The 25,311-nt window shown below is 64.0% G+C and carries 19 protein-coding genes and 1 pseudogene; 13 read left to right on the top strand and 7 right to left on the bottom strand.

Annotated features, from left to right (window positions below; translation table 11 throughout):
* Window positions 1–129: pseudogene (locus CYJ10_RS22065) on the top strand (hydrolase); the annotation flags it as partial.
* 1,185 nt (window positions 130–1,314) lie between these two features.
* Window positions 1,315–2,943: a phage integrase family protein gene (locus tag CYJ10_RS22070; protein WP_101683597.1), complete on the top strand. Its 1,629-nt coding sequence runs from the start codon at window positions 1,315–1,317 to the stop codon at window positions 2,941–2,943.
* A gap of 2 nt (window positions 2,944–2,945) precedes the next feature.
* On the opposite strand, the gene CYJ10_RS22075 is transcribed toward CYJ10_RS22070, so the two are convergent.
* Both CYJ10_RS22075 and CYJ10_RS22080 read right to left on the bottom strand, forming a co-directional pair.
* Window positions 2,946–3,962, bottom strand: a complete 1,017-nt coding sequence (locus tag CYJ10_RS22075; RefSeq protein WP_101683598.1) for a ParB/RepB/Spo0J family partition protein — start codon at window positions 3,960–3,962, stop codon at window positions 2,946–2,948.
* A gap of 5 nt (window positions 3,963–3,967) precedes the next feature.
* A complete protein-coding gene (locus tag CYJ10_RS22080) occupies window positions 3,968–4,624 on the bottom strand; it encodes an AAA family ATPase (RefSeq protein ID WP_101683599.1) in 657 nt (218 codons plus the stop codon).
* Window positions 4,625–5,039: 415 nt separating this feature from the next.
* Between CYJ10_RS22080 and CYJ10_RS22085 the strand changes: the two genes are divergently transcribed.
* Window positions 5,040–5,243 (top strand): cold-shock protein, encoded by a 204-nt coding sequence (locus tag CYJ10_RS22085; RefSeq protein WP_042880443.1) that lies wholly within the window; start codon window positions 5,040–5,042, stop codon window positions 5,241–5,243.
* Between the two features lie 126 nt (window positions 5,244–5,369).
* On the opposite strand, the gene CYJ10_RS22090 is transcribed toward CYJ10_RS22085, so the two are convergent.
* Together CYJ10_RS22090 and CYJ10_RS22095 are read right to left on the bottom strand one after the other, a co-directional pair.
* Complete coding sequence (locus tag CYJ10_RS22090) at window positions 5,370–6,464, bottom strand: replication protein RepA (protein WP_101683600.1); 1,095 nt, start codon at window positions 6,462–6,464, stop codon at window positions 5,370–5,372.
* 1,630 nt (window positions 6,465–8,094) lie between these two features.
* Window positions 8,095–8,298 (bottom strand): cold-shock protein, encoded by a 204-nt coding sequence (locus tag CYJ10_RS22095; protein WP_101683601.1) that lies wholly within the window; start codon window positions 8,296–8,298, stop codon window positions 8,095–8,097.
* Between the two features lie 312 nt (window positions 8,299–8,610).
* Between CYJ10_RS22095 and CYJ10_RS22100 the strand changes: the two genes are divergently transcribed.
* The 3 genes from CYJ10_RS22100 (at window position 8,611) to CYJ10_RS22110 (ending at window position 12,564) form a co-directional block, all read left to right on the top strand.
* Window positions 8,611–9,972 carry an NCS2 family permease gene (locus CYJ10_RS22100; protein WP_101683602.1) on the top strand — a complete coding sequence of 454 codons (1,362 nt, stop codon included), beginning with the start codon at window positions 8,611–8,613 and terminating at the stop codon, window positions 9,970–9,972.
* 616 nt (window positions 9,973–10,588) lie between these two features.
* A complete protein-coding gene (locus tag CYJ10_RS22105) occupies window positions 10,589–11,062 on the top strand; it encodes a hypothetical protein (RefSeq protein ID WP_101683774.1) in 474 nt (157 codons plus the stop codon).
* A gap of 128 nt (window positions 11,063–11,190) precedes the next feature.
* Window positions 11,191–12,564, top strand: a complete 1,374-nt coding sequence (locus CYJ10_RS22110) for a sigma-54-dependent transcriptional regulator (protein WP_101683775.1) — start codon at window positions 11,191–11,193, stop codon at window positions 12,562–12,564.
* A 173-nt stretch (window positions 12,565–12,737) separates the two neighbouring features.
* Here CYJ10_RS22110 and CYJ10_RS22115 read toward each other — a convergent pair whose 3' ends face one another.
* On the bottom strand, window positions 12,738–13,073 hold the full coding sequence (locus CYJ10_RS22115) for a hypothetical protein (protein ID WP_101683603.1): 336 nt from the start codon (window positions 13,071–13,073) through the stop codon (window positions 12,738–12,740).
* Window positions 13,074–13,957: 884 nt separating this feature from the next.
* Entirely contained in the window at window positions 13,958–14,323 is a 366-nt protein-coding gene (locus tag CYJ10_RS22125; RefSeq protein ID WP_146002097.1) for a hypothetical protein, read from the bottom strand.
* A 103-nt stretch (window positions 14,324–14,426) separates the two neighbouring features.
* On the opposite strand from CYJ10_RS22125, the gene CYJ10_RS22130 reads away from it, so the two are divergent.
* The 5 genes from CYJ10_RS22130 (at window position 14,427) to CYJ10_RS22150 (ending at window position 20,812) form a co-directional block, all read left to right on the top strand.
* Complete coding sequence (locus CYJ10_RS22130; RefSeq protein WP_101683606.1) at window positions 14,427–15,422, top strand: YihY/virulence factor BrkB family protein; 996 nt, start codon at window positions 14,427–14,429, stop codon at window positions 15,420–15,422.
* Window positions 15,423–15,550: 128 nt separating this feature from the next.
* Window positions 15,551–17,143: a peptide chain release factor 3 gene (locus tag CYJ10_RS22135; protein ID WP_101683607.1), complete on the top strand. Its 1,593-nt coding sequence runs from the start codon at window positions 15,551–15,553 to the stop codon at window positions 17,141–17,143.
* 191 nt (window positions 17,144–17,334) lie between these two features.
* Window positions 17,335–18,630 (top strand): MFS transporter, encoded by a 1,296-nt coding sequence (locus tag CYJ10_RS22140; RefSeq protein ID WP_101683608.1) that lies wholly within the window; start codon window positions 17,335–17,337, stop codon window positions 18,628–18,630.
* A gap of 168 nt (window positions 18,631–18,798) precedes the next feature.
* Complete coding sequence (locus CYJ10_RS22145) at window positions 18,799–19,695, top strand: helix-turn-helix transcriptional regulator (RefSeq protein WP_101683609.1); 897 nt, start codon at window positions 18,799–18,801, stop codon at window positions 19,693–19,695.
* Between the two features lie 184 nt (window positions 19,696–19,879).
* A complete protein-coding gene (locus CYJ10_RS22150) occupies window positions 19,880–20,812 on the top strand; it encodes a mechanosensitive ion channel family protein (RefSeq protein WP_101683610.1) in 933 nt (310 codons plus the stop codon).
* A gap of 90 nt (window positions 20,813–20,902) precedes the next feature.
* On the opposite strand, the gene edd is transcribed toward CYJ10_RS22150, so the two are convergent.
* Window positions 20,903–22,729: a phosphogluconate dehydratase gene (edd, locus tag CYJ10_RS22155; protein ID WP_101683776.1), complete on the bottom strand. Its 1,827-nt coding sequence runs from the start codon at window positions 22,727–22,729 to the stop codon at window positions 20,903–20,905.
* 334 nt (window positions 22,730–23,063) lie between these two features.
* Here edd and zwf point away from each other — a divergent pair, with 334 nt between their 5' ends.
* On the top strand, window positions 23,064–24,512 hold the full coding sequence (zwf, locus tag CYJ10_RS22160) for a glucose-6-phosphate dehydrogenase (RefSeq protein ID WP_101683611.1): 1,449 nt from the start codon (window positions 23,064–23,066) through the stop codon (window positions 24,510–24,512).
* A gap of 105 nt (window positions 24,513–24,617) precedes the next feature.
* Complete coding sequence (gene pgl / locus CYJ10_RS22165; RefSeq protein WP_101683612.1) at window positions 24,618–25,307, top strand: 6-phosphogluconolactonase; 690 nt, start codon at window positions 24,618–24,620, stop codon at window positions 25,305–25,307.
* The last annotated feature ends 4 nt before the right edge of the window (window positions 25,308–25,311 follow it).

Below are 25,311 nucleotides of genomic sequence, written 5' to 3' on the forward strand. Positions count from 1 at the left end.
AAGGAACACTCGGGCGCCTACGGCATGGGCATCGACTACGCCTACACGATGGTGCACAAGGCCGCCCAGCGCACGCAGACCGCGCACCCGTCGATTGCCCCGGTGCATGCGCCGGTGATCGAGTACTAATGGGCAAACGCTAGTCCCTATCCACCCCACACAACGCACCACACAACACGGGCACGCCAGCGCCATCCCTCATCGGATGGCGCTGGCGTGCCCGTGTTCGCTTCGCGCAATTTATTCGGTGGATTAGTAGTGAGATCGATCTGGAACCCGTCAAAAATCATTCGAGCGAATGATGTGTGATTTGCCAATTTTTTGGCTGCGGGCGTCGAGCCGGATGCATGCGCGTGAAACGCGCTTGCGCGCGTATACGCGCATACGTATACGCCCGTTGCACTTTGAGGGACGCGCGGGCCATGCACTTTGGCAGCCAACATTCACAGCTGCGGCACACAAAGCGTACTCACTGCTGCGTATGAAATTCCTTTTAAATCAATGGTGCGGAATCACGCGTGCACAAACGATTTTTTGTCGTTGGCGAGGGCCTCAGGCGCACTTCATGCCTTCGCTGGATGTGGCTGGCGCGCCCTCCCAGTGACCGGCTTAGCGCCCTGCCCGCGTGTATGGAAACCGCACTTGCATGGCCTGGCTGTCATGCAAACGCCTCCGACGCAGCACGCGGGACGAATGGAGGCTGTCAGTAGAAGCCTCCCCACATTCATTTGCTGGATTCTTGTCGAAGCGTTGGCGCTGGACAGGTGCAATGGCGTGAATGGCCCGTGCGGGCAGCAATGCCGAGATGGGCGCTTGCAAGTGCTGGGCCTTCGCCGGGTCGCCAGGCGGTTCCTCTGCCCGCTGTGCTGCGCTACGCGCCCCTTGATCAGCGCTTTGGATGCGTAACAAGCCTTTAGAGCGCCCGAGGATTCTGGTATCGTCAGCGCCATCCGCTATGGCCCTTCCGCCATTTGCCAGCACGACATTCCCTTGGCCGCCCCACGTGGGCCCGATACAACGGACCGTGTGATGAATAACCGCGCGCAGGCCACCTTGTTGCCCCCAATTCCCCCATGTGCGCCAGCTTGCATTAAAATAATTTACATTGCACTTTGATGTGCAGAATGGGCCGGCTCAGATTTCGAATGACAACTTCTGGTTGCAAATCAGTCACTTACGTGAGTTCGCCCGCGTGCACCTGCCGTGGCCGGCGGGCGGCGTCGCCGTCTGCAGCGTGGTCCGGTCAACACGCGCAGCAGCGGCACATGGCGTTGAGAAATAAGCCTGAAATTGCACATATTGGGGAGAGCAGCCGTGTCCGATGAGCGAGATACGCTGGCTGCGACCAAACTGACCCGTACCGAATTTGCCGTGGTTCGGGCCTATGCGCAGGGCATGCGACCGTTGGAGATCGCCAACCGCTACCTGCTGGATCCCGACGATGACGACGAACTGACCGAGCATCAGGCCATCCAGCGCATTCTCTCGTTACGGGATCGTCTGGTGCAGTTTGCGCTCCAGCATGATCGGCCGGATATCGCCGAAATGTTCGAGGCGCTGCGGGGACGGTCTGACACCGGGATGTCGCGGCGGGTCGAAGCCCTGTCATCGATCGAGCAGTTGGGCCAGGGACGCCCGCTCCCGTCGCATCGCGTGTCGCTGTGGTTCGGACCAAGTCTGGCCAGGCGCCTCTCTGCGGCCAACATCCACACCATCGCCGACCTCGTAGCCCTGGCGAACCGCCGCGGCAGCGGCTGGTGGCGCCATGTCCCCCGTATCGGCCAGAAATCCTGCGAGACGATTGTTCGCTGGCTCAGCGCTCAGCAAGCTACTTTCGACATCGAATTGCGTGAGTTCGTGCAGGCGCACGCTGATTTTATGACTCGTGCGCCGCTTTTAGGCGCATCTTTATGGCATGGCATGCGTGTCCCTGTGCCATTGGAATCCATGCGTCCATCTGCGGGAAATAGCGCGCACGAAATGGAACTGGCTGAAGAACTGGGTACGGTGAAGGCTTGGATCAGGTCGAAGGAATCGTCGCCAAACACATGGAAAAGTTATCGGCGCGAAGCCGAACGGGTGCTATTGTGGGTGGCACGTCAGGGCCGTTCGTTGCGGTCATTGACTGCGGCAGACTTGGTGGCGTACCAATCGTTTCTGGCCAATCCTCAGCCCGCCGACTTCTGGTGCGGCCCGTCCAGCGCGCGCGACAAGGCCCATTGGCGCCCGTTCGAGGGTCCGCTGCGTACCAGCTCCTGCGAAGCTTCGCTGCGCGTTGTCCGCGCACTGCTTGGCGCCCTTCACCACGATGTACCGCGTCGGCGCGCCCGGCGGCCACGCGATACCGCGGGCCAAGTCAAGCTTAATGTCATCGCCGCAAATCCCGCCTTGTCGGGCGAAACCCTGCTGACGGATGTCGACCTGGTCGCGTCCGAAGGTGCGTACACCGCCTCGCCCAATCCGGTTAGCCGATTTCTGAATTGGCTAGCCAACGACGCACCCGCGCCGCAGCAACGCGCGGCGCTTGCAGCCGCCTTGTTGATCGCCCGCCATGGTTTGCGTGTGGTCGAGCTGCCGGAATTGCGCTTCGCGCATCTGGCGCGGGGACTCAATACTGTCAGCCTGACGCTTGCGGCGAAGAACGCGGCAAGGGCGGGAGACATGGAGCTGGGCGCCGAAGTCTGGCACGCGCTGGCGATGCACTGGCGAGACCGGGGAATCGAGTGGGAAGGCCACGTGTCAGGCGGTATCGCTGACGCGGCGTTGCTCGCCCCGATCGGTTTTCCTGAAACCAAACGGGGCCGAGCGAAGCGGTCGGAGAAGTCAGCCGGTTACTCGGCCAGCGGACTGGACCGGCTGTTGCGTTCCAGTTGGCGGCGCTTTGCCGCCGTGCATGACGATGTGTCGGCGGGGTTCACACCCCGGCAACTGCGGTTGGCCTGAGATCAGAGCAGGGTCTTGTCCAGGCCGAAGCGGGCCTTGAGAACCTCCAGCAGGTCCTCGCGGGCATTGCGATCCGTCAGCTGGACATCGAGCATGATCCGCCCCGAATCCCATTCCTTGATCGTGCCGAGCAGCTGACCTGCCTCGGTGCGAATCTTATACTGGCGACTGATTTCCTTGACCTTGCGGGACTTGCCCTCCTGCGCATGCTTCCGGATCGACTCCACCTCGCGGCTCGACAAGCCGTCGTTCATGATGCGCGTGGCCAGCTCACGGGTACGATCCTCACCCGCAATCTTGCAATAGAGGGTCAGCTCATAGCCCGCGGCGATGCCAATGGCGCTGGGGCGCTCGCGCATGACGGCGATCACCGATTCCGGCAGCTTCAGCAGTGCCAGCGTTTTGTTCACCGTTCCGGCAGACATCCCGGTCAACTCACAAATCTCTTCCTCTTTCTGAACCTTGCCTTCATCCAGCAACTGGCGCCACGCAATCGCGTTATCCAGCGCCGACTGATCCGAGCGCTGCTCGTTCAGCAGGAATGACAGCCGATAGAAATCGAGGTCGCTGAGGTCGTCCTCGATAAAGCATTCCATCTCCAGCTTGCCGGCCGACGCGAGGGCGCGTTTGCGATAGTGCCCGTCGATCAGGATGTAGTGTCCCGGCCGGGTGGGATCTGGCGCAGCCAGGCCAGGCGTCTTCTGCCCGTGCGTGGCGATCGACGCGGCGCGTTCCTGGACAACGGCCGGATCGTAAATACGGCGCGCGTTGAACGGATTGTCGTGCAGGTTCGCGATAGGCACACGAATCAGCAGTCGCCCTTCCACGCTCGCGACGGTACTTTCAGCGCTGAAAGTGGCCACCTGTGCGCCGGGGCGTTGAGTCTGGAGCAGACCATTCGGGTGATCGGACAACGCGGCTTCCGCACGTGCGAACCGGTCGATCGCATCGCTGCGGGTTTTCTCCGCGGCCATACCGGCGAGCATGCCGGCCTTCAGACTTTTCAATTTCGTTGCCATTCGTATTACTCAATCAGGGACAGTATCTCGTCCACCATCATGTCGACTTCCTGGATCGCCTCGCGCGCACCCGGCACGCCATGAACCGTACAGCCTATTGCCAGGCATTCTCGAAACGCCGAACGCGAGCCGATCATCGAATTCAGCAGCGGCACGTCGGCGTCGTCGCCAAGGATCTCGATGGCTTGCCGGGCGATGGAAACGCGGCGCTGGACCATATTCGCCATCACGCGAATCTGCAGGGTCTCGTTCTGCACCTGCGCGTGCTGCGCCAGCGTCTTGGCGGCTACCGCGGCCCAAAGGTCGGGCGGGGACGGTACCACTGGAATAACGGCCAGATCGGAAATCAGCAATGCGCTCGAGGGTGCGGCCGAGTGCACGGCCGGCGGGCAGTCGATGAGGATGTAGTCGTAGTCATGCACAAATTTGCGCACTTCACGATGCATCGCGCCGCCCGAGGGAGCCAGCCCAATGACAGAAGCCGGAAACGGCCGCTCGTCGCTGGCCTGTGCCGCCCAACGGGTGGCCGTGCCCTGCTCGTCCATGTCGACAAGCATCGAGCGGGCCCCACGAAGTCCCAATGTGCCAGCGAGATGCATGCTAACGGTCGTCTTGCCGCAGCCGCCCTTCTGGTTGAAAACGGTGATAATTTTTGCTGCCACTTGGGGCCTCACTTTCAGCGCTGAAAGCGCGAATGATGGTGTTCAATCAAGGCGAAACTTTAGCCAATCCCACAGTGCACTACAACCCATTTTTGAAAATTAAAATAATTGGAATGTGCTGTGCACGCCAGGCGCCGAGCAGCCAGGACCACCATAAGTGCCAAGGGTGGGAGAAACCCGCCTATATCAACTTTGGGGATTCTTCTTCTTGAAAAGCGGTAGAGAATCCGCCTAAAGTAAAGGTAGTGCGCATTACCGCGCACATGACACCGCAACACAATGTGGCTATGATGCCCGTTACAGTCGAGTCAAGTCGTCTCAACTCGTTGACTTCCGTTTGGTATCTACGAGACCCCAGCGTGCTTGAACGGTTGTTTGCGTTTTGTAAACGAACTTGCTTCGAAAGGACTTTCTTATGGCAACCGGTACGGTCAAGTGGTTCAACGAGACCAAGGGTTTCGGCTTCATTACTCCAGACGATGGCGGTGCAGACCTGTTTGCCCACTTCTCTGAGATCCAGGGTGCGGGTTTCAAGACCCTGAAGGATGGCCAGCGCGTGACGTTTGAAGTCAAGCAAGGCCCGAAGGGCCTGCAGGCTTCGGCAATCAAGCCGGCCTGAAGCGAACCACTGCGGTTCTCCGGCGGTCGTCGAGATGACTGACCGGTAAGCAAGAAGGGCAAGCACATGCTTGCCCTTCTTGCTTTTCAGCAGCCACACGCCACACGGGTAGCACCCGACCGATGGCTATCCGAGCTTGCGCACGCTGGTACGTGAAGGCTGCAGGATCAGCGCCTTCGACGAATCCGCATCGACCTTTGCACCGGGATACACGACCAGAACATCCTTGAGCGCCTTGCGGAACAACGCCCGGAACTTGCGTTCGCTCTCCGTTTCCGTCCCGAACTGCATCTGCAGCGCTTCCCAGGGGATTTCCGTACGACGCTGGATCGTGAAGAACCGATAGGTCAGCCACGAATACACATCGAGCGCGAACGGCGACTGCTTCAGCGCCTTAAGCGCCCGCATATCGACCGGCACAGGCCGGTTGACCAGTTCGTTGAAGAACGGCTCCGACAGCACAACAAAGCTCTCGAACATCGACCCTTGGCCAGGCTGCATCGGATCCCACCACGTCGACAGCTGGTCGGCAAGCAGATAGCCGACCCGGTCGATCGACAAGGGCTCGTGATTGGGCGCCTGGTTAGGCACAGGCACGGATTTGTTCTGCACGATGGCGATCGTAGCCGAAAATAGCCGGATCATTTGCTGGCGAACCAGCGTCATCGTGCCGCGCTTGCCACCTGTGGCCATCGGAATGCCCAGGTTGTACATGAACTCCGACAAGGAGTTGCCAAGCGAGATTCGGCGGTCTTCCACGGTCCCTGTGAACTCGCCGCGCTTCTTCTTGGCCATGATTTCCTTGCCAATCCAGGCAAGCATCAGACGTGGGTACGATCCATACGGGTACCCGAGCGACACGGTTTCAGAAACCAGCTTCTGCCGGCCATTCGATGCGCGCTCAGACCGTTGCTGCGTGAAGTAACCCGGCTGGATCATCAGCGAAATATTTCCGCTGGTGCGCGTCCAGACAGGCGGAGCGCCCTTTGGTGCACGATACGGCAGGGTCACCTGCACGCTGGCACGGCTCAGGAAGCCGACCTCGCCACTTTGCCATGCGTCTTCACGCTCCATGGCTTGGGCTTCGTCGAAGAGACGCTGGAATTTCTCGGACGGCGCGAGGACGTTCTCGTTCCCCGGAATGATGATGCGGGACGGTTCCGCGTCCGCTTCCAGGACAGTACGTTCCCCCTCGGAGGCCATAGAGCGTTTGATCGACATATTGATGGGCTTCGGATTACCCGCCTTTTTACGCGATCGCGTATACGTTGTCACGCAGAAACGGGTACGTATACGTGTTTATCTGCCCGCTGCGTTGTTTCAGGTCGGTTCTGAAACCACCGGGTGTCCTGCAAGCAGGTTGGGTTGCATGGCCGGGTATCCGGCGACTGGTGGGATGGCAGCCACACGGTGGGCAACCCCGCAGGGTTGTCCACGGTTGGCAGCTCATCCACTACAAGTAAACGATACCGATACGGGTTAACTACTCGTAAACCGTATACGGAGCGTCTGGGCGCTTGATTCCAAAGCCTTTTTCGGGTGTCCGTGTACCCGTTTCTGCGGCATTCCGTACCCGTTTCTGCGCCTGCCCGAACCCGAATCTGCGACAAACCGAACCCGTTTCAGCGGAAACGGCGTACCGGAATCTGCGGGGATAAGTTACTGATCCCACAGGGTTTTCCACAGGAAACGACCGGTGAAGCGTACCCGTTTCTGCGCGCCGCAGCTCGGGCACCCGTTCGCTGGTTGCGAACTGCAGCGCACCAGTGGCTTATCCACGCAGAATTGGGTACGCCGTCCAGTCAGGCCACACGGAAATAATGGCCGGGCGTACCCGATTCTGCGTGCGAATGCTCCGAAAGCGAACCCAATTCTGCGTATACAGGGTTGAGGCTCCGAAAAGCGTCCGTCGAACCTCTTTCTGCGGCGTACCCATTTCTGCGGCAATGAGGCCCAAGCCCTTTGACTGGGGAAAGCGTACCTATTTCTGCGTCCAGAAATCCATGCACTCCGAGGTAAAGCGTACCCAATTCTGCGAGAGAAATCGGGCGGGATGGCGAGGCGGCACGTATACGTATCGTCTGCCGCCGCGCGTATACGTGGAACGAGTCCGTACTTTGGGTGATGAATGTCAGCCAAGCCTGGTCCGCGGGCGTACCCGTTTCTGCGTCGTTTTGGTGAACTGGCCTGCCCGCCGCGGTCGAAAAAAAGCCCCGTGCCAAGCCCCTGCGTACCCGATTCTGCGGTCGATGGGATCCGAAAACCGTACCCGTTTCTGCGCCGCCCCTCCTTCGCCTGCCCGTATACGTTGGCAAATGCGAAAGCGTACCTAATTCTGCGGGGAAAACCGTTTTGCACAATCTATAGGCAGGATAACTGTCTGGGCTGTGCGCTTTATGAGCCACCTTAGGGCGAAAAGCGTACCTATTTCTGCGTTGCACAAACCGTGTCGCAATCAAGCGACACGGTGATCTACTTCCAGCGAACCGTACCCATTTCTGCGGCGCGGCAAAAGGCCTGCGTACCCATTTCTGCGTGGACACGAGTGAGCGTATGCCTGGACGGATCAAGGGCGTACCCGTTTCTGCGTTGAAGGTCGGGCAGGGCGGAAAGCGTCAGTGCTGAACCGAGTGAGGGAGACTGGCCCGGCGCGCAAGCCGCTGCGAGGAGAATCGGAGGGAGAGCGGAAGCAGCGTGGCGGCTGTGTGCCGGCGGCGGATGACGAAGCGCCCTGTGCGCCTGAGGCGCGTGACGACGTGCGCTGGGCGCAAGCTGCAAAGGGACGAAAAAAAACCCGCCGAGGTGGCGGGTTTTTTGGCTCGACGCGCGCAGAAGCGCGCGTGACCCGGACTTACATCGGGGTGATGTTCGCCGCTTGCAGACCCTTCGGGCCGTTCTTCACTTCAAACGACACGCGTTGGTTTTCTTGCAGGGACTTGAAGCCCTCCGAGCGAACTTCCGAGAAGTGCGCGAACAGATCGTCACCGCCAGCGTCCGGCTTGATGAAACCGAAGCCCTTGGCGTCGTTGAACCACTTTACGATACCGGTTTGCATGGTATTGCTTTCCAAAAAAAATAAAAAAGAAACCGATGGTGCGCACACCACCGTATTGCCAACTCAAGGAAAGGACACCATGGACAACCGAAGTACCAAGACGTTGGCTAACGAATGAACTGTTGCCTCGTCGCTTGAATCTGGCCGAGATTTATACGGGGGATTGCCGGTCTCGTCAAGGCGGGGAATTCCCCGGCCCGGGCTGGATGCACTTGGCGCCTTGTGGGATGATCCGGCCTTTTCCGCATTGTCGAGTCAACACGGCACCTGGCGACGTGTGTCGCACGCGTCGCTCGAGCACCTGGAGACACCATGTCCACTCCTGAACAGGCCCCACGGCCAACCAGCCATTCCGCATCCCACCCGGCGCCGTCGAGCCTTGTAGAGCGCATTTTCCGATTGCGCGAGCACAACACGAACGTGCGCACCGAAGTGCTGGCCGGGGTGACCACTTTCCTGACGATGGCCTACATCATCTTCGTGAACCCGAGCATCCTGGGCGATGCCGGCGTGCCGAAGGATGCCGTCTTCGTCGCCACGTGCCTGGCCGCCGCCATCGGCACGCTGATCATGGGCTTCTACGCCAATTACCCGATTGCCATGGCGCCGGGCATGGGGCTGAACGCCTACTTTGCCTATACCGTGGTGAAGGGCATGGGCCTGCCGTGGCAGGCCGCGCTGGGGGCGGTGTTCATTTCGGGCTGCCTGTTCCTGGTGGTGACGTTGTTCCGCGTACGCGAAGCCATCGTCAAGGGCATTCCGTTGGCGATCCGCGGCGCGATCACTGCCGGCATCGGCCTGTTTCTGGCCATCATTGCCCTGCATAGCGCGGGCATCATTACCGGTAACCCCGCCACCCTGGTGACCATCGGCGACCTGCACCAGCCGCAGGCCGTGCTGGCGATCATTGGCTTTTTTGCCATCGTGGCGCTGGATCGGCTCAAGGTGAAGGGCGCCATCCTGATCGGCATTCTGCTGACCACGGTGCTCAGCTTTGTCTTCGCGGGCAACCAGTTCCACGGTGTGGTGTCGGCCCCGCCGTCGATCTCGCCCACGCTGTTCAAGCTCGACATTTCGGCCGCGCTGTCGATTGGCATCATCAACGTGGTGCTGGTGTTCTTCCTGGTGGAGCTGTTCGATGCCACGGGTACGCTGATGGGCGTGGCCAACCGGGCGGGGCTGCTCAAGGCCGGCAAGATGGACCGCCTGAACAAGGCGCTGATGGCAGACAGCACCGCGATCATGGCGGGATCGCTGCTGGGCACATCGTCCATCACCGCCTATATCGAAAGCGCGTCGGGCGTGCAGGCGGGCGGCCGCACTGGCCTGACGGCGGTCACCGTGGCCGTGCTGTTCCTGGCGTGTCTGTTTATCGCGCCGCTGGCCGGGACGGTTCCGGCCTATGCCACCGCACCGGCGCTGTTGTATGTGTCGTGCCTGATGTTGCGCGAACTGATCGATATCGACTGGACCGATGTCACGGAAGTCGTGCCCGCCGTACTGACGGCGCTGGCCATGCCGTTCACGTACTCGGTTGCCAACGGCGTGGCCTTCGGGTTCATCTCGTACGCCGTGCTGAAGCTGTTGACCGGCCGCGCCAAGGACGTACCGCTGATGGCGTGGATCATCGCCGCGGTCTTCCTGTTCAAGTTCTACTATCTGCCCGGACACTAAACCGGCGGCTCGCGCCGTGCAGGTTTCATGAAACAAGAAGGGATGGCCGAACCGCCATCCCTTTTTCATTGGTGCGGGCCGTTCTCGACATTCAAAATGAAAACGATGACATCCGAGGATGAGGCTGGTTGTATGCGTACCCGTTTCTGCGTATCAAACGGGTGTCGGGCAAGTAGACGGCGTACCCGTTTCTGCGGCGAATGTAAGGACTCATTAACCTAATAAGCGAGTCCAAAAGCCCCTCTCAAGTCTCATGCAAAAGTATGAGACTTGGCTGAAAGCCAACATTCCGGGCTGGACAAAAGGGGTGAAATGCACTGAACTAGAGGCGTGGCAAAAATTTGAGGGCGCGCAAGAGCGCCCTTTGTTGACTCCGGGATCCGGGCGCGGTCGACCCGCATCGAACGCACCCGCGAGAGAAGCGGCCAGGCCCACGGCAGCACCATAACCGGGCCGACCGACGATGAGACCGTCCCCCACAGGACGGCTTCGCCACCACGAAAGAAAGAGTGCGCGGCAAACATGCGCACCAGACAAAGACAGCTCAAATCCAGAACAGAAAGTGGTAAACGCGAACGTGTAGTGCCGGGGGATGTTGTTCAACGGGGAACAGATCATGACCGCAGGAGAAATCCGGCGTCCCGCCATCGGGCCCATCAACCAGCCTGGCAGCCAGCCGGTGCATGGCAAATGGAAAGCCCTGGGAGAAGCCTCCGCAGAAATCGCGCTGCATGAAGGGAGCGATCGAGGGCACGAGGACTACGCCATCACCGACGTTGCCGCCGTGCTTGCCGCAGACCAGGAGGTCTCGCCGCGCACGCGCGCCGCAGTCGAAGGGCTGTTGCAGCGCCATCGCCTGCTGGCCGACGAACTGTGTCGCCAGCGCGTGCTGTTGCAGGAATGGATCCTGAGCCAGCTTACATACAAGGCGCTGTACTACCAGTATTCGGGCCAGAAGCCGGAGTCGCCAAACATCGAGCTGATGCGTGAAAAGGATATGGTGCGCCGACGCATCCGCGACGAACTGTGCGCGGGCGGCGATCGTGTCAGCGTGCTCGAAGACCCATCACGCAGTCTGTCCACACCGTGATCCCCCAGACGTTGCGCGCGGGCCAGCCCGCGCAGCCAGCGGAACCGGACCGGGCCGAATGGCCCGCGGCCGCGCGTGCCGCCGGTTCCGTTGCTACCAACAAGAAGCCCAACGTCAGGGAGAACGTCATGGACCGACTGTGCAAGGCGCCGGCACGCACCGCACAGATCGTGCTCGTGTCGCGCTATGAAGATTTTGGTTTCAGTGCGAACCAGTTTGGCTCAGGCTGGGAGATCCGGCGCGTGCAACAGGTGCGAGACCTGGAGCGCGCGGTGCGCGGCAGCGCGCCGATGGCCGGCATCATCGACCTGCAGGCGCCTTATACGGACGCCGAGCTGACCCAGCTGGAGCAGGGTCTGCAGCATCTGCATGTCATGTGGGTGGCCATCACGTCGACGGCCATGCTCGAGGACGAACGTGTACGACGGCTGATCCGCGACTATTGCGTGGACTACGTGCGCACGCCGTTTTCATTCGACGAACTGCTCTACACGCTCAAGCACGCACACGGCATGGCTTGCCTGCACGGGGCGCGCCTGCCGGAACAGACCACGCGTGGCCCGATGATCGGCGAATGCCAGCCCATGCGCATCATGTTCCGGTCGCTGGCCAAGGTGGCGCATAACGATGCGCCGGTGTTCATCTCGGGCGAGTCGGGCACCGGCAAGGAACTGGCCGCGCAGGCCATCCATGAAGCATCGAGCCGGCGCAAGGGGCCGTTCGTGGCCATCAACTGCGGCGCCATTCCGTCGCACCTGGTGCAGTCCGAACTGTTCGGCTACGAGAAGGGCGCCTTTACCGGCGCCAACCAGCGCAAGATCGGCTGGATCGAACAGGCGCAGGGCGGCACGCTGTTCCTGGACGAAATTGGCGACCTGCCGCTGGAAAGCCAGGTGGCGCTGCTGCGCTTCTTGCAACAGGGCACGATCACGCGCCTGGGCGGGCATCAGTCCATTCCGCTGGACCTGCGCATCATCTCCGCCACGCACGTGGATCTGGTGGCGGCGCAGGCCGATGGCCGCTTCCGCGCAGACCTGTTTCACCGGCTCTGCGTGCTGACGCTCACCATCCCGCCCCTGCGCGAGCGCGGCGAAGACATCCTGTTGCTGGCCAACGCGGTGCTGGCCGAACATGGGCACGAGGCGCATCGCCGCATCCGCGGGTTCTCCACGTGTGCAACGCAGGGCATGATGCAATACGGCTGGCCCGGCAATGTGCGCGAACTGATCAACCGCGTGCGGCGCGCGATCGTGATGACCGACAACCGCAAGATCACCGCCGAGGATCTGCAATTGCACGGTGGCGTGGAAGTCCCGCGCAAGACGCTCGACGCCATTCGCGAGGAGGCCGAGCGCGAAGCCATCCGCACGGTGATGGCCAGTCATGGGTTCCACGTGGTGCCGGCGGCGCGTGAACTGAACGTCTCGCGCGTGACGCTCTACCGGCTGATGCACAAGCACAACATCCGCGTGGACCTGCAGGCGGGGGCGTCGGGAGACTAGCGGGAAGGGTAACGAGACCGAAGGAAGACTGGCGCAGGCAAGCCGCCACGATCTGTACGTGGCGCCAAGGGGGCTCCGGCGACGTCCGCTCGCCGAAGCCCCTTCGTCCTTTCGCCCGGACAGCGGCGGAAGGCTGGCGCGGCTTGGCCCGCGCAAACTGACTGGCCAGCGGCCTAGCTCATGCTGATCTTTCCACGGCGCCCGCGAGGGGGCGCGCTGTCGTCGTGCTGCAGACGCCCCGGCGACACGTCGTGCGGATCGGTGATGTAGTCGCGCGCCTGCCGTTCGGCCGGTTGCGCGGGCTGTGCCGGCGTCTGGTCAGGCTTGAAGCGGACATCGCCCCAGGCCCAGCCGAATCCCCGCACATAGATATCGTTGCTGACGGCCGCATGACTGTTCAGGTTTGCATCCTCCGGCCGATCGAAATAGGCGTAGTTGCCCGCCAATGCAGGCGTGGCTACGGTCGAGAGCAATGCCACTGCGATGGCGGCGAAAACTCTGGCGTACATGGGTGGCTCCCTCCCTTGCTGGAAAAAGGTGCCCGCCGGGGGACGGAGCACGTAAACCGGTTTAGGTGCGGGCGCGCCAAAAATCAACGGACGCTTACCCGAAAGCCTGCTTCACGTCATTTGCCAGGCCAAATTGGTCAGCAGCCGGGATGCCCGTTGCGCTGCCGGCTGGCAGGCGCGGCCATGCTGCGCTGGGCCGCGGCGCAAAACGACGTCACGGGCCGCGTGGTCTGGCGTGGAGACGGAAGCAGGGGCGGCGAGAGCAATTCCCTGACGGACGGGGGCGGGCCCGCAAGCCGATAGGCGCGGCGGCGCGCCGTCATTCGGGCTGGTGGATGACGCATGGCTGTGTTTTCTCCTGCGTTCTGACCATCTTTGTTATTCGACTCGTACTTCTCCCAGACTCAACAGAGCGACAAGTGTGCCAATCGTATGTAAACGCTTGTTTTGCAAGGGTTGCAAGGAGACGGAACGCTGTATGCCGCGCGCCATGACGCGCCGGCGGCGGCAATCGGTTACGCCGCTGTTACGACAAGCGGACGCCAGGCCCCGTGGGCCGGTCAGTCATGAAACGCGCGGGGCGCGATGCGAGCGTGGATCGCGCCCGCCGCAAGCATGCTGAGGGGGCATAGAGGGCTGCCAGGGTGGGAGCGAGACAACCATCGGGGCGCGAAACATACACGCGTGTCTGCTTTTCGGGGCAGAACGTGCCACGCGGGGCCAATTTATGGCGCATCTGGCACAGGCGGATCGTGCGCGCACCGGCGCGTGCATCCGGTTGCATCACTGAAACCGCCAACCGCCCGCAGAAATGGGTACGCCTGGGGGTGCGCCTCGGGGCCTGCGTCGGCCTGTGGCCGGCGAATGTCGGCGGCGGTGCGCCCCTAGCGCGGCGTGGCCTGCGTCCCTGAGGCGCCGTTTGCGGCAGGCGTCGTCGCGGCATTGCCCGACATGGGTTTGGGCCCTGGGCCCGGTTGCTGGTTGCGTTCGCAGCCCGACAACATGGCCAGGCAGAGCACCAGACAAGGCATCAGGCAGACCGGGACGGCGTGGGGCCGGCCGTTCGAGGTGAGGATCACGTAAGGCTCCTGTTCGGGCCGGGCGAGCGCGGTCAGCGTAGGAACCTGGCGCGACGTGTCCGGCATGTGTGCCTTGATCAACTGTAGCAGGCAGACGTCTCCACCGCCGGTCAAGCGAACTATGATGAACGTACGCCTCAGACGCCGGCTGACAGACAGGATGCGCCACACGGAGGAAACTCGGGGTAGGGGCTTGAGGCTCCGGCCCCCCTTCCTTCCTTACCGGGCCGGCCTGAGATCAGCCCGACGCCAGTCACTCAAGGACGCCCCCGGCATGCCTCCAGAACACGTGCCCGAGAAGCCCGACCGATCGCCCCCTAGCCCCCGGCGCGGCAGTTGGCTGCCAGATCGCCATACCGGCAGCCGCACCATGCGCGTGGTATCGGCCGCCATCATGTCGTGGTTCGATCATCGCGCCGCCAGCAAGGGCGCGGCGCTGTCGTTCTACATGCTGTTCTCGCTGGCGCCGGTCCTGGTGCTGGTCATTTCCATCGCCGGCCTGTTCTTTGGCGCCGAAGCCGCACGCGGCGAGATCTTCGCGCAGCTCAATGGCCTGGTGGGCGAACAGGGTGCGGCGGCCATCCAGGGCATCCTCGCCGCCACGCATCGCGCCGGCGGCAGCGGCATTGCGGCGATGATCGCGTTCGGCATCCTGATTGTCGGCGCCACGAGCGCGTTTGCCGAGCTCAAGAGCAGCCTCGACGATATCTGGCAGGCGCCGCCGCCCATTGGGGCCGGATGGAAGAAGCTGCTGCGCACGCGCATGCTGTCTTTCAGCATCGTGCTGGCCCTGGCGTTCATGCTGCTGGTCTCGCTGGTGGTCAACGCGGCGCTGGCCGTAGTCAACCGGTTCTGGGGCCAACTCTGGACGGCCTCGTGGTTCGCCCCGGTGGCCGACGTGATTTCCACTGCGTTCTCGTTCGCCGTGGTCACCGCCCTGTTCGCCACGATCTTCAAGATGTTGCCGAACGTGCGGATCGCCTGGAAAGACGTGCTGATGGGCGCCATCATCACGGCGCTGCTTTTCTCGGTGGGCAAGCGCCTGATCGGCGTGTATCTGGGCAACAGCGCCGTGGCGTCGTCGTACGGCGCGGCGGGTTCGGTGGTGGCGCTGATGCTATGGGTGTATTACTCGGCACAGATCTTCTTCTTCGGCGCCGAACTGACACGGCAGTACGCGTTGCAATTTGGCAGCCTGCGCGGGCACGATCCGGCGCGCGAAAACCGTGCTTCCTCACCTCACGCCCCGGCCGGCACCGCGAACCGGTAAAATAGCGCCCCAATCCGACCCCGGGATGCGTCCCGGGTTGCTCCCAGGCCCCTGGTGCCCGCCATCGCTGGCACCAGCGCTCCGCCCGGGCGCCTTTCGCCCATCGCCCTTACCCGATTCCAGAAGCCGTGAGTTCGCTCGTTTCCGAAATTGCGCGTCGCCGCACGTTTGCCATCATTTCTCACCCGGATGCGGGTAAGACTACCCTGACCGAGAAGCTGCTCTGGTTCGGCGGCGCCATTCAGGTGGCCGGCGAAGTGCGCGCGCGCAAGGCCGACCGCCACGCCACGTCCGACTGGATGGAACTGGAAAAGCAGCGGGGCATCTCTGTGACGTCGTCGGTGATGCAGTTCCCGTACCAGTCGCGCCCGGACGAGCCCGAGAACATCGTGAACCTGCTCGACACGCCGGGCCACGAAGACTTTTCCGAAGATACCTACCGCACGCTGACGGCCGTGGACTCGGCCGTGATGGTGATCGACTCCGTCAACGGCGTGGAAGCCCAGACCATCAAGCTGCTGAACGTGTGCCGCCTGCGCGCCACCCCGATCCTGACGTTCATCAACAAGCTGGACCGCGAAGGCCGCTCGCCGATCGAACTGCTCGACGAAATCGAGGACGTGCTCAAGATCCAGTGCGCGCCGATGACCTGGCCGATCGGCATGGGCAAGGCCTTCCGCGGTGTGTATCACATGATCGACGACAAGGTGCAGCTGTTCGACCCGAAGGGCGAGAAGGGCACCGCCGCCATGCTCGATGGCTTGGACAGCCCCGAACTCGACCGTATCCTGGGTTCGCAGGCCGACGAACTGCGCATGGAGATCGAGTTGGTGCGCGGCGCGTCGCATACGTTCGACCGCGAAGCGTTCCTGGCCGGCAAGCAGACGCCCGTGTACTTCGGCTCGGCGATCAACAATTTCGGCGTGCAGTCGCTGCTGGACGCGCTGTGCGAACTGTCGCCGCCGCCGCTGGCCCGTGCGACCGAATCGCGTACCGTCGAGCCGCAGGAAGGCAAGTTCAGCGGCTTCGTGTTCAAGATCCAGGCCAATATGGACCCGCGCCACCGCGACCGCATCGCGTTCGTGCGCGTGTGCTCGGGCCGCTTCGACCGCGGCATGAAGCTGCTGCACGTGTCGCAGGGCAAGACCGTGGCGATCAACAACGCCATCACGTTCATGGCGCAGGACCGCAACACCACCGAGGAAGCGTACGCCGGCGACATCATCGGCGTGCCGAACCACGGCACCATCCGCCTGGGCGACGTGTTCACGGAGGGCGAGCCGCTGCGCTTCACCGGCATCCCGTCGTTCGCGCCGGAATTCTTCCGCCGCGCGCGCCTGAACAACCCGCTGAAGGTCAAGCAACTGCAGAAGGGCTTGCAGCAGCTGGCCGAAGAGGGCGCCACGCAGATGTTCCGTCCGCTGATGTCGAACGAACTGGTGCTGGGTGCCGTCGGCATGCTGCAGTTCGACGTGGTGGCGCACCGCCTGGAGCACGAGTACGGTGTCGATGCGATCTTCGAGTCGCATGAATGCGCCACGGCACGCTGGCTCAAGGGCGATCCGGCCGAGATCGAAAAGCTGATCGACAAGAACGGCCACAACGTGGCCATCGACGGTGCCGGCGATCACGTCTACCTGGCCCCCAGCATGGTCAACCTGCGTCTGACGCAGGAGCGCTTCCCGAACATCCGCTTCCTGGAAACGCGCGAGATCGCCTGATCTCGCTGGCGCTGGCCCGATGCCGCGACGGGGTCGGGAGCGCCTTGAAGCGGTGTGTTGATAACTTCATTGTGTCGGCAACGATACAACACCGGCGCGGCGCAATGCCGCCGACTGGGCTAGAATCCTGACCTTTGTACGCGACTGCGTACATTGCCTGCCTCCTGCGCCCTCAGGGCGCTTCTTGCCTCATGTCCAACGCCCCCGCGCTGCCGGCCGACGAGCCGGATACCGTCTTTCGTGATCCCGCCTTCCGGCATTTCTGGTTTGCCCGGCTCTGCACCACCATTGGCTACCAGATCTTCACCGTGGCCGTGGGCTGGCAGATGTACGACCTGACACGCGATCCGTTCATGCTGGGCATGGTGGGGCTGGTGCAGTTCCTGCCGTCCATCGTGCTGCTGCTGATGTCCGGACACGTGGCAGACCGCTTCGACCGCCGCATCATCGTGCGGACCTGCCAGATGCTGGAAGCCGTGATCGCGGCGTCGATGGCCGTGGCCAGTTTCTCGGGCTGGGTCACCAGCGAGCACATCTTCTTTTTCGTGGCGGCCATTGGCGGCTGCCGGGCCTTCGAGACCCCCACGCTGCAGGCGCTGCTGCCCAGCGTGGTCACGCCCCGCCAGTTGCCGCGTGCCGTTGCGCTGGCCAGTTCGGCCGCGCAGACTGCCATCATCATCGGCCCGGCGCTGGGCGGGTTTGCCTATGTGGCGGGTGCGGGCGTGGTCTACACGATCAGTGCCGTGCTGTTTGCCATCGCCGCAGTGCTGGTGTTCACGCTGAAGCTGCGCCAGGCCGCGCAGCGCCTGACCGCGCCGGTCAGCATCAAGACGCTGTTCGCCGGCTTTGCCTATATCCGCGGCCACCAGGTGCTGCTGGGCGCGGTGTCGCTGGACCTGTTCGCGGTACTGCTGGGCGGCGCCACGGCCCTGCTGCCGATCTATGCGCGCGACATCCTGCACACCGGCCCGTGGGGCCTGGGCCTGCTGCGATCGTCGCCGGCCATCGGGGCGCTGGTGACGGCGCTCTGGCTGGCCCGGCATCCGCTGAACCGCCGCGTGGGCCGCGTGATGTTTGGCGCGGTGGCCATTTTTGGCGTGGCAACGATGGTGTTCGGTGTGTCGAAGTGGCTGCCGTTGTCGATGGCCGCACTGGTGGTGCTGGGCGCGTCGGACATGATCAGCGTGGTCGTGCGCCAGACGCTGGTGCAGCTCGATACCCCTGACGACATGCGCGGCCGCGTGGGCGCCGTCAATTCGGTCTTCATCGGCGCATCCAACCAGCTTGGCGAGTTCGAGTCGGGGGTCACGGCCGCGCTGCTCGGGCCGGTGGGTGCGGTGCTGCTGGGCGGCGCCGGCACGATCCTGGTGGTGGCGGCCTGGATGAAACTGTTCCCAATGCTGACCAACCGCGACCGCCTGCACGACCATCCGACCGGCCCCCAGGCGTCGGATGGTGCCGGAAACAAGGCGGCGCCGGCGCGCTGATTCCGCGCGACACGAACCATCAAAGGGCGGCCTGGCCGCCCTTTTTGCATGCTGGAGTGCACCCCGGACGTACCCCCGAGCGTACCCGTTTCTGCGGCGCCGCAAACCGTGCGGAGGCGGGCTCACACGGCCATCCGCAGGCAAGCCGGATTGGATTAGAGTCACACCATGGCAGACACCCTTCAGCCGCTCACCGACAACGCTGTGTTTTCCGCGCTCGCACAATCGCGTGCGTCGCTGGAGCGCGCTTGCGTGCTGGGCGATGGCCTGGGGCTGGCGCTCTGGCGCAACCGCCACGACGACACCGCCTACGCCCAGCCTGGGCACCACACGATGTCGGTGTACCTGGAAGGCGGCTATTCCACCTATCGCCGCGACGCGCCGGATCGCAAGGGTGGCCCCGACCGCCTGTGCCTGCTGCCGGCCGGGCACGAATCGGCCTGGCATGTGGGCGGCACGCAGCGCTTCCTGCATCTCTATTTCCAGCCGGAACACCTGGCCTGGCATTGCGTGCGCGTACTTGATGCGGAGCCCCGGGCCCTGCAATTGCAGGACCGGCTGTTCGCCGAGGATGCAGGGCTGGTGGCCCTGTCGCGCCAGCTGGTGGCGCTCGACTGGCAGGACCCGGACAGCCGCATGGTCGGTAACGCGATGGCGCACCAGGCCGTGACCCACCTGCTGCTGTCGCACGGTGCGCGCAAGCCCTCGACGAACTGGCGCGGCGGGTTGTCGGCGCAGGCCAGACGCCACGTGGCGGACTGGATTCATGCCCACCCTGCCGAAAATCCGACCCTGGGCGCGCTGGCCGCATTGGCCGGCCTGTCGGAATTCCACTTCGCGCGGATGTTCCGGGTCTCGTTCGGCATGGCGCCGCACGCCTGGGTCATGCGGGCGCGGCTCGACCGCGCGCGTTCGCTGCTGGACGACGGCCGGCTGTCGCTGCAGCAGGTGGCCAGCCGCGCCGGCTTTGCCTCGGCCAGCCATTTCAGCAACCGCTTTCGCGGGGCCTTCGGCGTCACGCCGGGCCAATGGCGCGCGGCGGCAGGAATTTCCGGCAAGTTGTAAATCCTGCACACCGAGCGCTCTATCGGCTGCGGTTGTGATGCCCAAGGTGCGTCAACGGGGTCATCCCCGGCAGCCGTTGCGCTGCCGGGCCCCACGCAGAAACGGGTACGCTTTTGCCGCCCGTGTGCTGCGGCTGGCACGTCCTTCGCAAGTTTTTCGGGGTCTGACGCCCGGAGCCGAACGCATGGACCTGAACCTCATCGACCACGCTAAGCTGGAAGCCACCTGGGCCTACCTGACCCAGTTCGCCGTCAGCCAGGGCCTGAATTGTATGGCCGCCCTGACCATCCTGATCATCGGATGGTGGCTGTCCGCGCGGGCCGCCCGGGGGCTGCGGCAGACGCTGCAGCACACCCATGTCGACGATACGCTTCGGCCCATGCTGGCCAGCATCGTGCAATGGGTGATCCGCGTGCTGACCGTGGTGCTGGTGCTGTCGCAGTTCGGTGTGCAGACGGCCAGCATCATCGCGATGCTTGGCGCGGCCGGGCTGGCCATTGGCCTGGCGCTACAGGGCACGCTGCAGAACATCGCGGCGGGCATCATGCTGGTGCTGCTACGGCCGTTTCGCGTGGGCCAGTACATCGACGCGCAGGGCGTGGCGGGTACGGTGCGCGAGACCGGTCTCTTCATGACCGAACTGCAGACGTTCGATGGCGTATGCCTGCGCGTGCCCAACGGCAAGATCTGGGGCAGCGCGATCATAAACTACAGCGAGAATCCCACCCGCCGCATGGACATGGAGGTCACTGTGACCTTCGACAGCCAGATCCAGGCCGGTCTGGATGCACTGGCCGCCATGCTCGACAGCGAAAAGCGCCTGCTGCCGCAGCCGAAGCGCGAAGTCATGGCGGTGCGCTACACCGAGCGCGGCGTCACGCTGAACGCGCGCTACTGGACGTCGAACGACGATTTCTGGAGCGTGCAGTTTGGGCTTTACGCCAAATTGAAAGCCACGGTCGAAGGGGCCGGGTGCCGCATTGCCGTGCCGGTGCAGGAAGTGCGCGTGCCGGAGTTGGACGATGCCGACATGGCCGATACCGCCGAAGCCGGCCAGGGCGACGCCCGTGGCAGGGCCTATCGGGCAAGGCCGCCGGGGTCGGGACGGCCGAATTGAGGCGAGAGGCAGGCACGCAGAAACGGGTACGCTTTTCTGATTTCCCGGTGGTTTCTCCCCCTCTTCCACAAGTGGGAGAGGGGGAGACGCTCAGCCCTCGTCCGCGAACAGCGAACACGCCCCCGTTTCGGCCGTTCCTACATGCTTGCGGAAGCCGCCGAACAGGTCGCGACCCACGCCGTGGCGGTTGGCCGTCAGGTCGGGCACGTCGTGGGTGCGGGCCGCCCAATCGGCATCGCTGACCTTCACGGTCAGTACGCCGGCCGGCGCGTCCACCAGCACGAGGTCACCGGTGCGTACCCGGCCGATGGGGCCGCCCGCCAATGCCTCGGGGCACACGTGGATGGCGGCGGGCACCTTGCCCGATGCGCCCGACATGCGCCCGTCCGTGACGAGCGCCACATGAAACCCGCGATCCTGCAGCAGCGTCAGCGTGGGCGTGAGCTTGTGCAGTTCGGGCATGCCGCAGGCGGCCGGCCCCTGCCACGGCAGCACCGCCACGAAATCGCGCTCCAGTTCGCCGCGCTTGAAGGCGTCCAGCACGTCGTCCTGGTGATGGAACACGATGGCCGGCGCCTCCACCACCTGGTGCTCGGGCTTGACCGCCGATGTCTTGATCACGCAGCGGCCCAGCTTGCCGTCCAGCAGCTTGATGCCGCCGTCGGGCGCGAACGGCGCTTCGGCCGTGCGCACGATGGTGTCGTCGAGGGACTTTTCCGGGCCGTCGACCCATGTCAGCTTGCCATCGCGCAGGGCGGGCTCGCGCATGTAGTGGGCGAGCCCACGGCCGGCCACCGTGTTCACGTCGTCATGCAGCAACCCAAGCGACAGCAGGCCGCGGATCACCAGCGACAGCCCGCCGGCCGCCTGGAACTGGTTCACGTCGGCCTTGCCGTTTGGGTACACGCGCGCCAGCAGCGGCACGGTGGCGGACAGTTCGTGGAAGTCGTCCCACGTCAGCTGGATGCCGGCCACGCGGGCCATGGCGATCAGGTGCAGCGTATGGTTGGTGGACCCACCCGTGGCCACCAGTCCGACGATGCCGTTCACGAACGCGCGTTCGTCCAGTACCTCGGCAATCGGCGTGTAGCGTTCGCCGCCGTGCACCAGGCGCAGCGCTTGGCGGGCCGATTCGCGCGTCAGCGCCTCGCGCAGCGGTGTGTTCGGATTGATGAAGGCCGTGCCCGGCAGGTGCAGGCCCATGATTTCCATGAGCATCTGGTTCGAGTTGGCCGTGCCGTAGAACGTGCAGGTGCCGGGGCCGTGATAGGACTTTGTCTCGGCCTCGAGCAGGCCGGCGCGGTCGATCTTGCCTTCGGCATAGAGCTGGCGGATGTGGGCCTTCTCGTCGTTGCTCATGCCCGTGGTCATCGGGCCGCCGGGGACGAACACGGCGGGCAGGTGCCCGAACGAGAGAGCGCCCATCACCAGCCCGGGCACGATCTTGTCGCATACGCCCAGACACAGCACGCCGTCGAACATCTGGTGCGACAGCGCCACGGCGGTGGCCATGGCGATCACGTCGCGCGAGAACAGCGACAGGTCCATGCCGTCCTGCCCTTGCGTCACCCCATCGCACATGGCGGGCGTGCCGCCAGCGAACTGCGCGGTGCCGCCCGCTTCAAGCGCGGCTTCCTTGAGCCATTGCGGGTAGGCCTGCAGCGGCTGGTGGGCCGACAGCATGTCGTTGTAGGCCGACACGATGGCCAGGTTGGGCCGTTCCTGTGCCTTCAGCCGGATCTTGGCATCGTCGGGCATGGCGGCCACGGCATGGGCCAGGTTGGTACACGAAATGTTGGCGCGCTCGACCTTCTGGCCGGCCATGGCGCGGGTACGGCCCAGATAGGCCTGGCGGGTGGTGGCGCTGCGGGTCACGATGCGAGCCGTGACCTTCTCCAGTACGGGGTGGCGGGGCATAAGCAGATCTCCTGTGGGGCGCTTTTCAGCGTAGCCGAAAAATCCGGACGTCACCGTCATCGCGGCGTCATCGCCATTGGCTATCAGCAGGTGGGATCGATGATCGGCCAGGATGTTCCGCATCGGCTTTGGGTCACACCGGCGGCACGCAGAAATGGGTACGCCTATTCCGCCTGGCGGCGCCCGCGCCTGTCCAAGCGGCCATGAGTGACGTAACATCACTGGAACCAATGCGCCGCCCGGCGGCACTGAGTAGATGCCGGGGCGCGCATTCCCCACGCATTCCGCACGCATCCGCGCGCAGCAAATATCCCGCAAGGAGCCCAGGGTGAGCATGCCCGATTTCGACATGGTGCTGTTTGGCGGCACCGGAGACCTGGCGCGGCGCAAGCTGCTGCCGTCCCTTTTTGACGCCCACCGCTGTGGCGTGCTGCATCCGTCGGCGCGCATCCTGGCCACCGGCAGCCATCCGCAGACCACCGAGCAGTACAAGGCCACGCTGGAAGACACCGTGCGCCCCGGCCTGGAACACGCGCCGCCCGAGGCCTGGGCATCGTTCCTGGACCGCATCTGCTACGTGCAGGCCGATGCGCGCCAGCCGGCCCACTTCGATGCGCTGGCCGAGAAGGTGCTGGCCCGCAAGCCCGAAGTGGTGGTCTGCTACCTGGCCACCGCGCCGCACATCTTCGTCCCCATCTGCGAGCAACTGGCCCGCACCGGCCTGAACACGCCCAACGTGCGCGTGGTGCTGGAGAAGCCGCTTGGCCACGACCTGGAGTCGTCCGAGGCCATCAACGCGGCCGTGGCGCAGTACTTTGCCGAGGACCAGATCTACCGGATCGATCACTACCTGGGCAAGGAATCGGTCCAGAACCTGATGGCGATCCGCTTCGGTAACGCGCTGTTCGAGCCGCTGTGGCGCCGCGAATGGGTGCAGGACGTGCAGATCACCATCGCCGAGGAACTGGGCGTGGAAACGCGCGGCGACTTCTACGACCGCACCGGCGCGCTGCGCGACATGGTGCAGAACCACCTGCTGCAGTTGCTGTGCATGGTGGCGATGGAGCCGCCGGCCAGTCTCAGCGAGGACGCGATCCGCGACGAGAAGATCAAGATCCTGAAGGCGCTCAAGCCGATCCAGCCGGCCGACGTGGCCGAGAAGACCGTGCGCGGCCAGTACCGCTCGGGCGCGATCGCCGGCAAGCCGGTGATGGGCTATCTGGAAGAGCAGGGCATTGCCGCCGACAGCCATACCGAAACCTTCGTGGCTATCAAGGCCGAGATCGCCAACTGGCGCTGGGAGGGGGTGCCGTTCTACCTGCGCACGGGCAAGCGCATGCAGTCGCGCGTGGCCGAGATCGTGGTGCATTTCCGCGATGTGCCGCACGCCATCTTTCCCAAGCCGCTGGGTTTGTCGCCGCAGAACCGGCTGGTGATCCGGCTGCAGCCCGAGGAAAGCATCCGCCTGTACTTCCTGGTCAAGCAGGCCGGCGACACGCTGGAACTGACGCCCACCTCGCTCGATCTCGACTTTGCCAATTCGTTCAAGACACGCCGCGCCGGGGCCTACGAGCGCCTGCTGCTGGACGTGATTCGCGGCCGGCTGGGCCTGTTCGTGCGGCGCGACGAGCAGGTGCAGGCGTGGCGCTGGGTCGAGCCGATCATCGATACCTGGGACGCCAGCACCGTGCCGCCCAAGCAGTACACGGCCGGCACCTGGGGCCCGGCGGCGTCCACCGCGCTGATGTCGCGCGACGGCGCGCTCTGGCACGAGGAAGTTTAACGCCTGTCGAAGACCAAGCCCCAAGACCCAAGACCCAAGCCACAAGCCACAAGCCACAAGCCCCGTTCCGAACCGATCCACCGCCGACTGACAGGAGCCATTGCCATGCGCCAGTTTGAACATGCCACGTTGATGGACCAGGCCGAGTCGCTGGCGATCTCGGTCAGCCACGCGCTGGAGCTCGTCGTCAAGGCCAAGGGCTGGGCCGTGCTGGCGGTGTCGGGCGGGAAGTCTCCGGTGCCGATGTTCGAGCGGCTGCGCTATCGCCCAATCCGCTGGGAAGCCGTGACGGTCACGCTGGTGGATGAACGCGCGGTGCCGCCCGACCATCCCGACAGCAACGGGGCGCTGGTGCGCCACCACCTGCTGCGCGAAGGGGCCAGCGTGGCCGGCTGGGCGCCGCTGATCCGCGATGAGGCAGAGGCAGCCGCACCGCTGCAGGCGGTGCAGCGGCTCAACGCGTCGTTCCAGCAGCCCGATGTGGTGGTGCTGGGCATGGGCGACGACGGCCATACGGCGTCGCTGTTCCCCGACGCGCCCGAACTGCAGACTGCCCTGTCGGAGCCCGAACCGCGTTACCTGGTCACGCATCCGTCGATGGCGCCCCATGCCCGCGTGACGCTGAACCTGGCTGCGCTGCTGGCGGCCGAGCGCACGTTCCTGGCGATCACCGGCGATAAAAAGAACGCCGTGCTGGAGCGCGCGCTGCAGGCGCCCACGCCGGCGCTGCCGGTCAGCGTGGTGCTGGCGCGCCACCGGCGTGGCATCGATATCTTCCGGACCGAGGCGCAATGACGCG

This window comes from Cupriavidus pauculus, from assembly GCF_002858765.1.
GTDB classification, from domain to species: Bacteria; Pseudomonadota; Gammaproteobacteria; order Burkholderiales; family Burkholderiaceae; genus Cupriavidus; species Cupriavidus pauculus_B.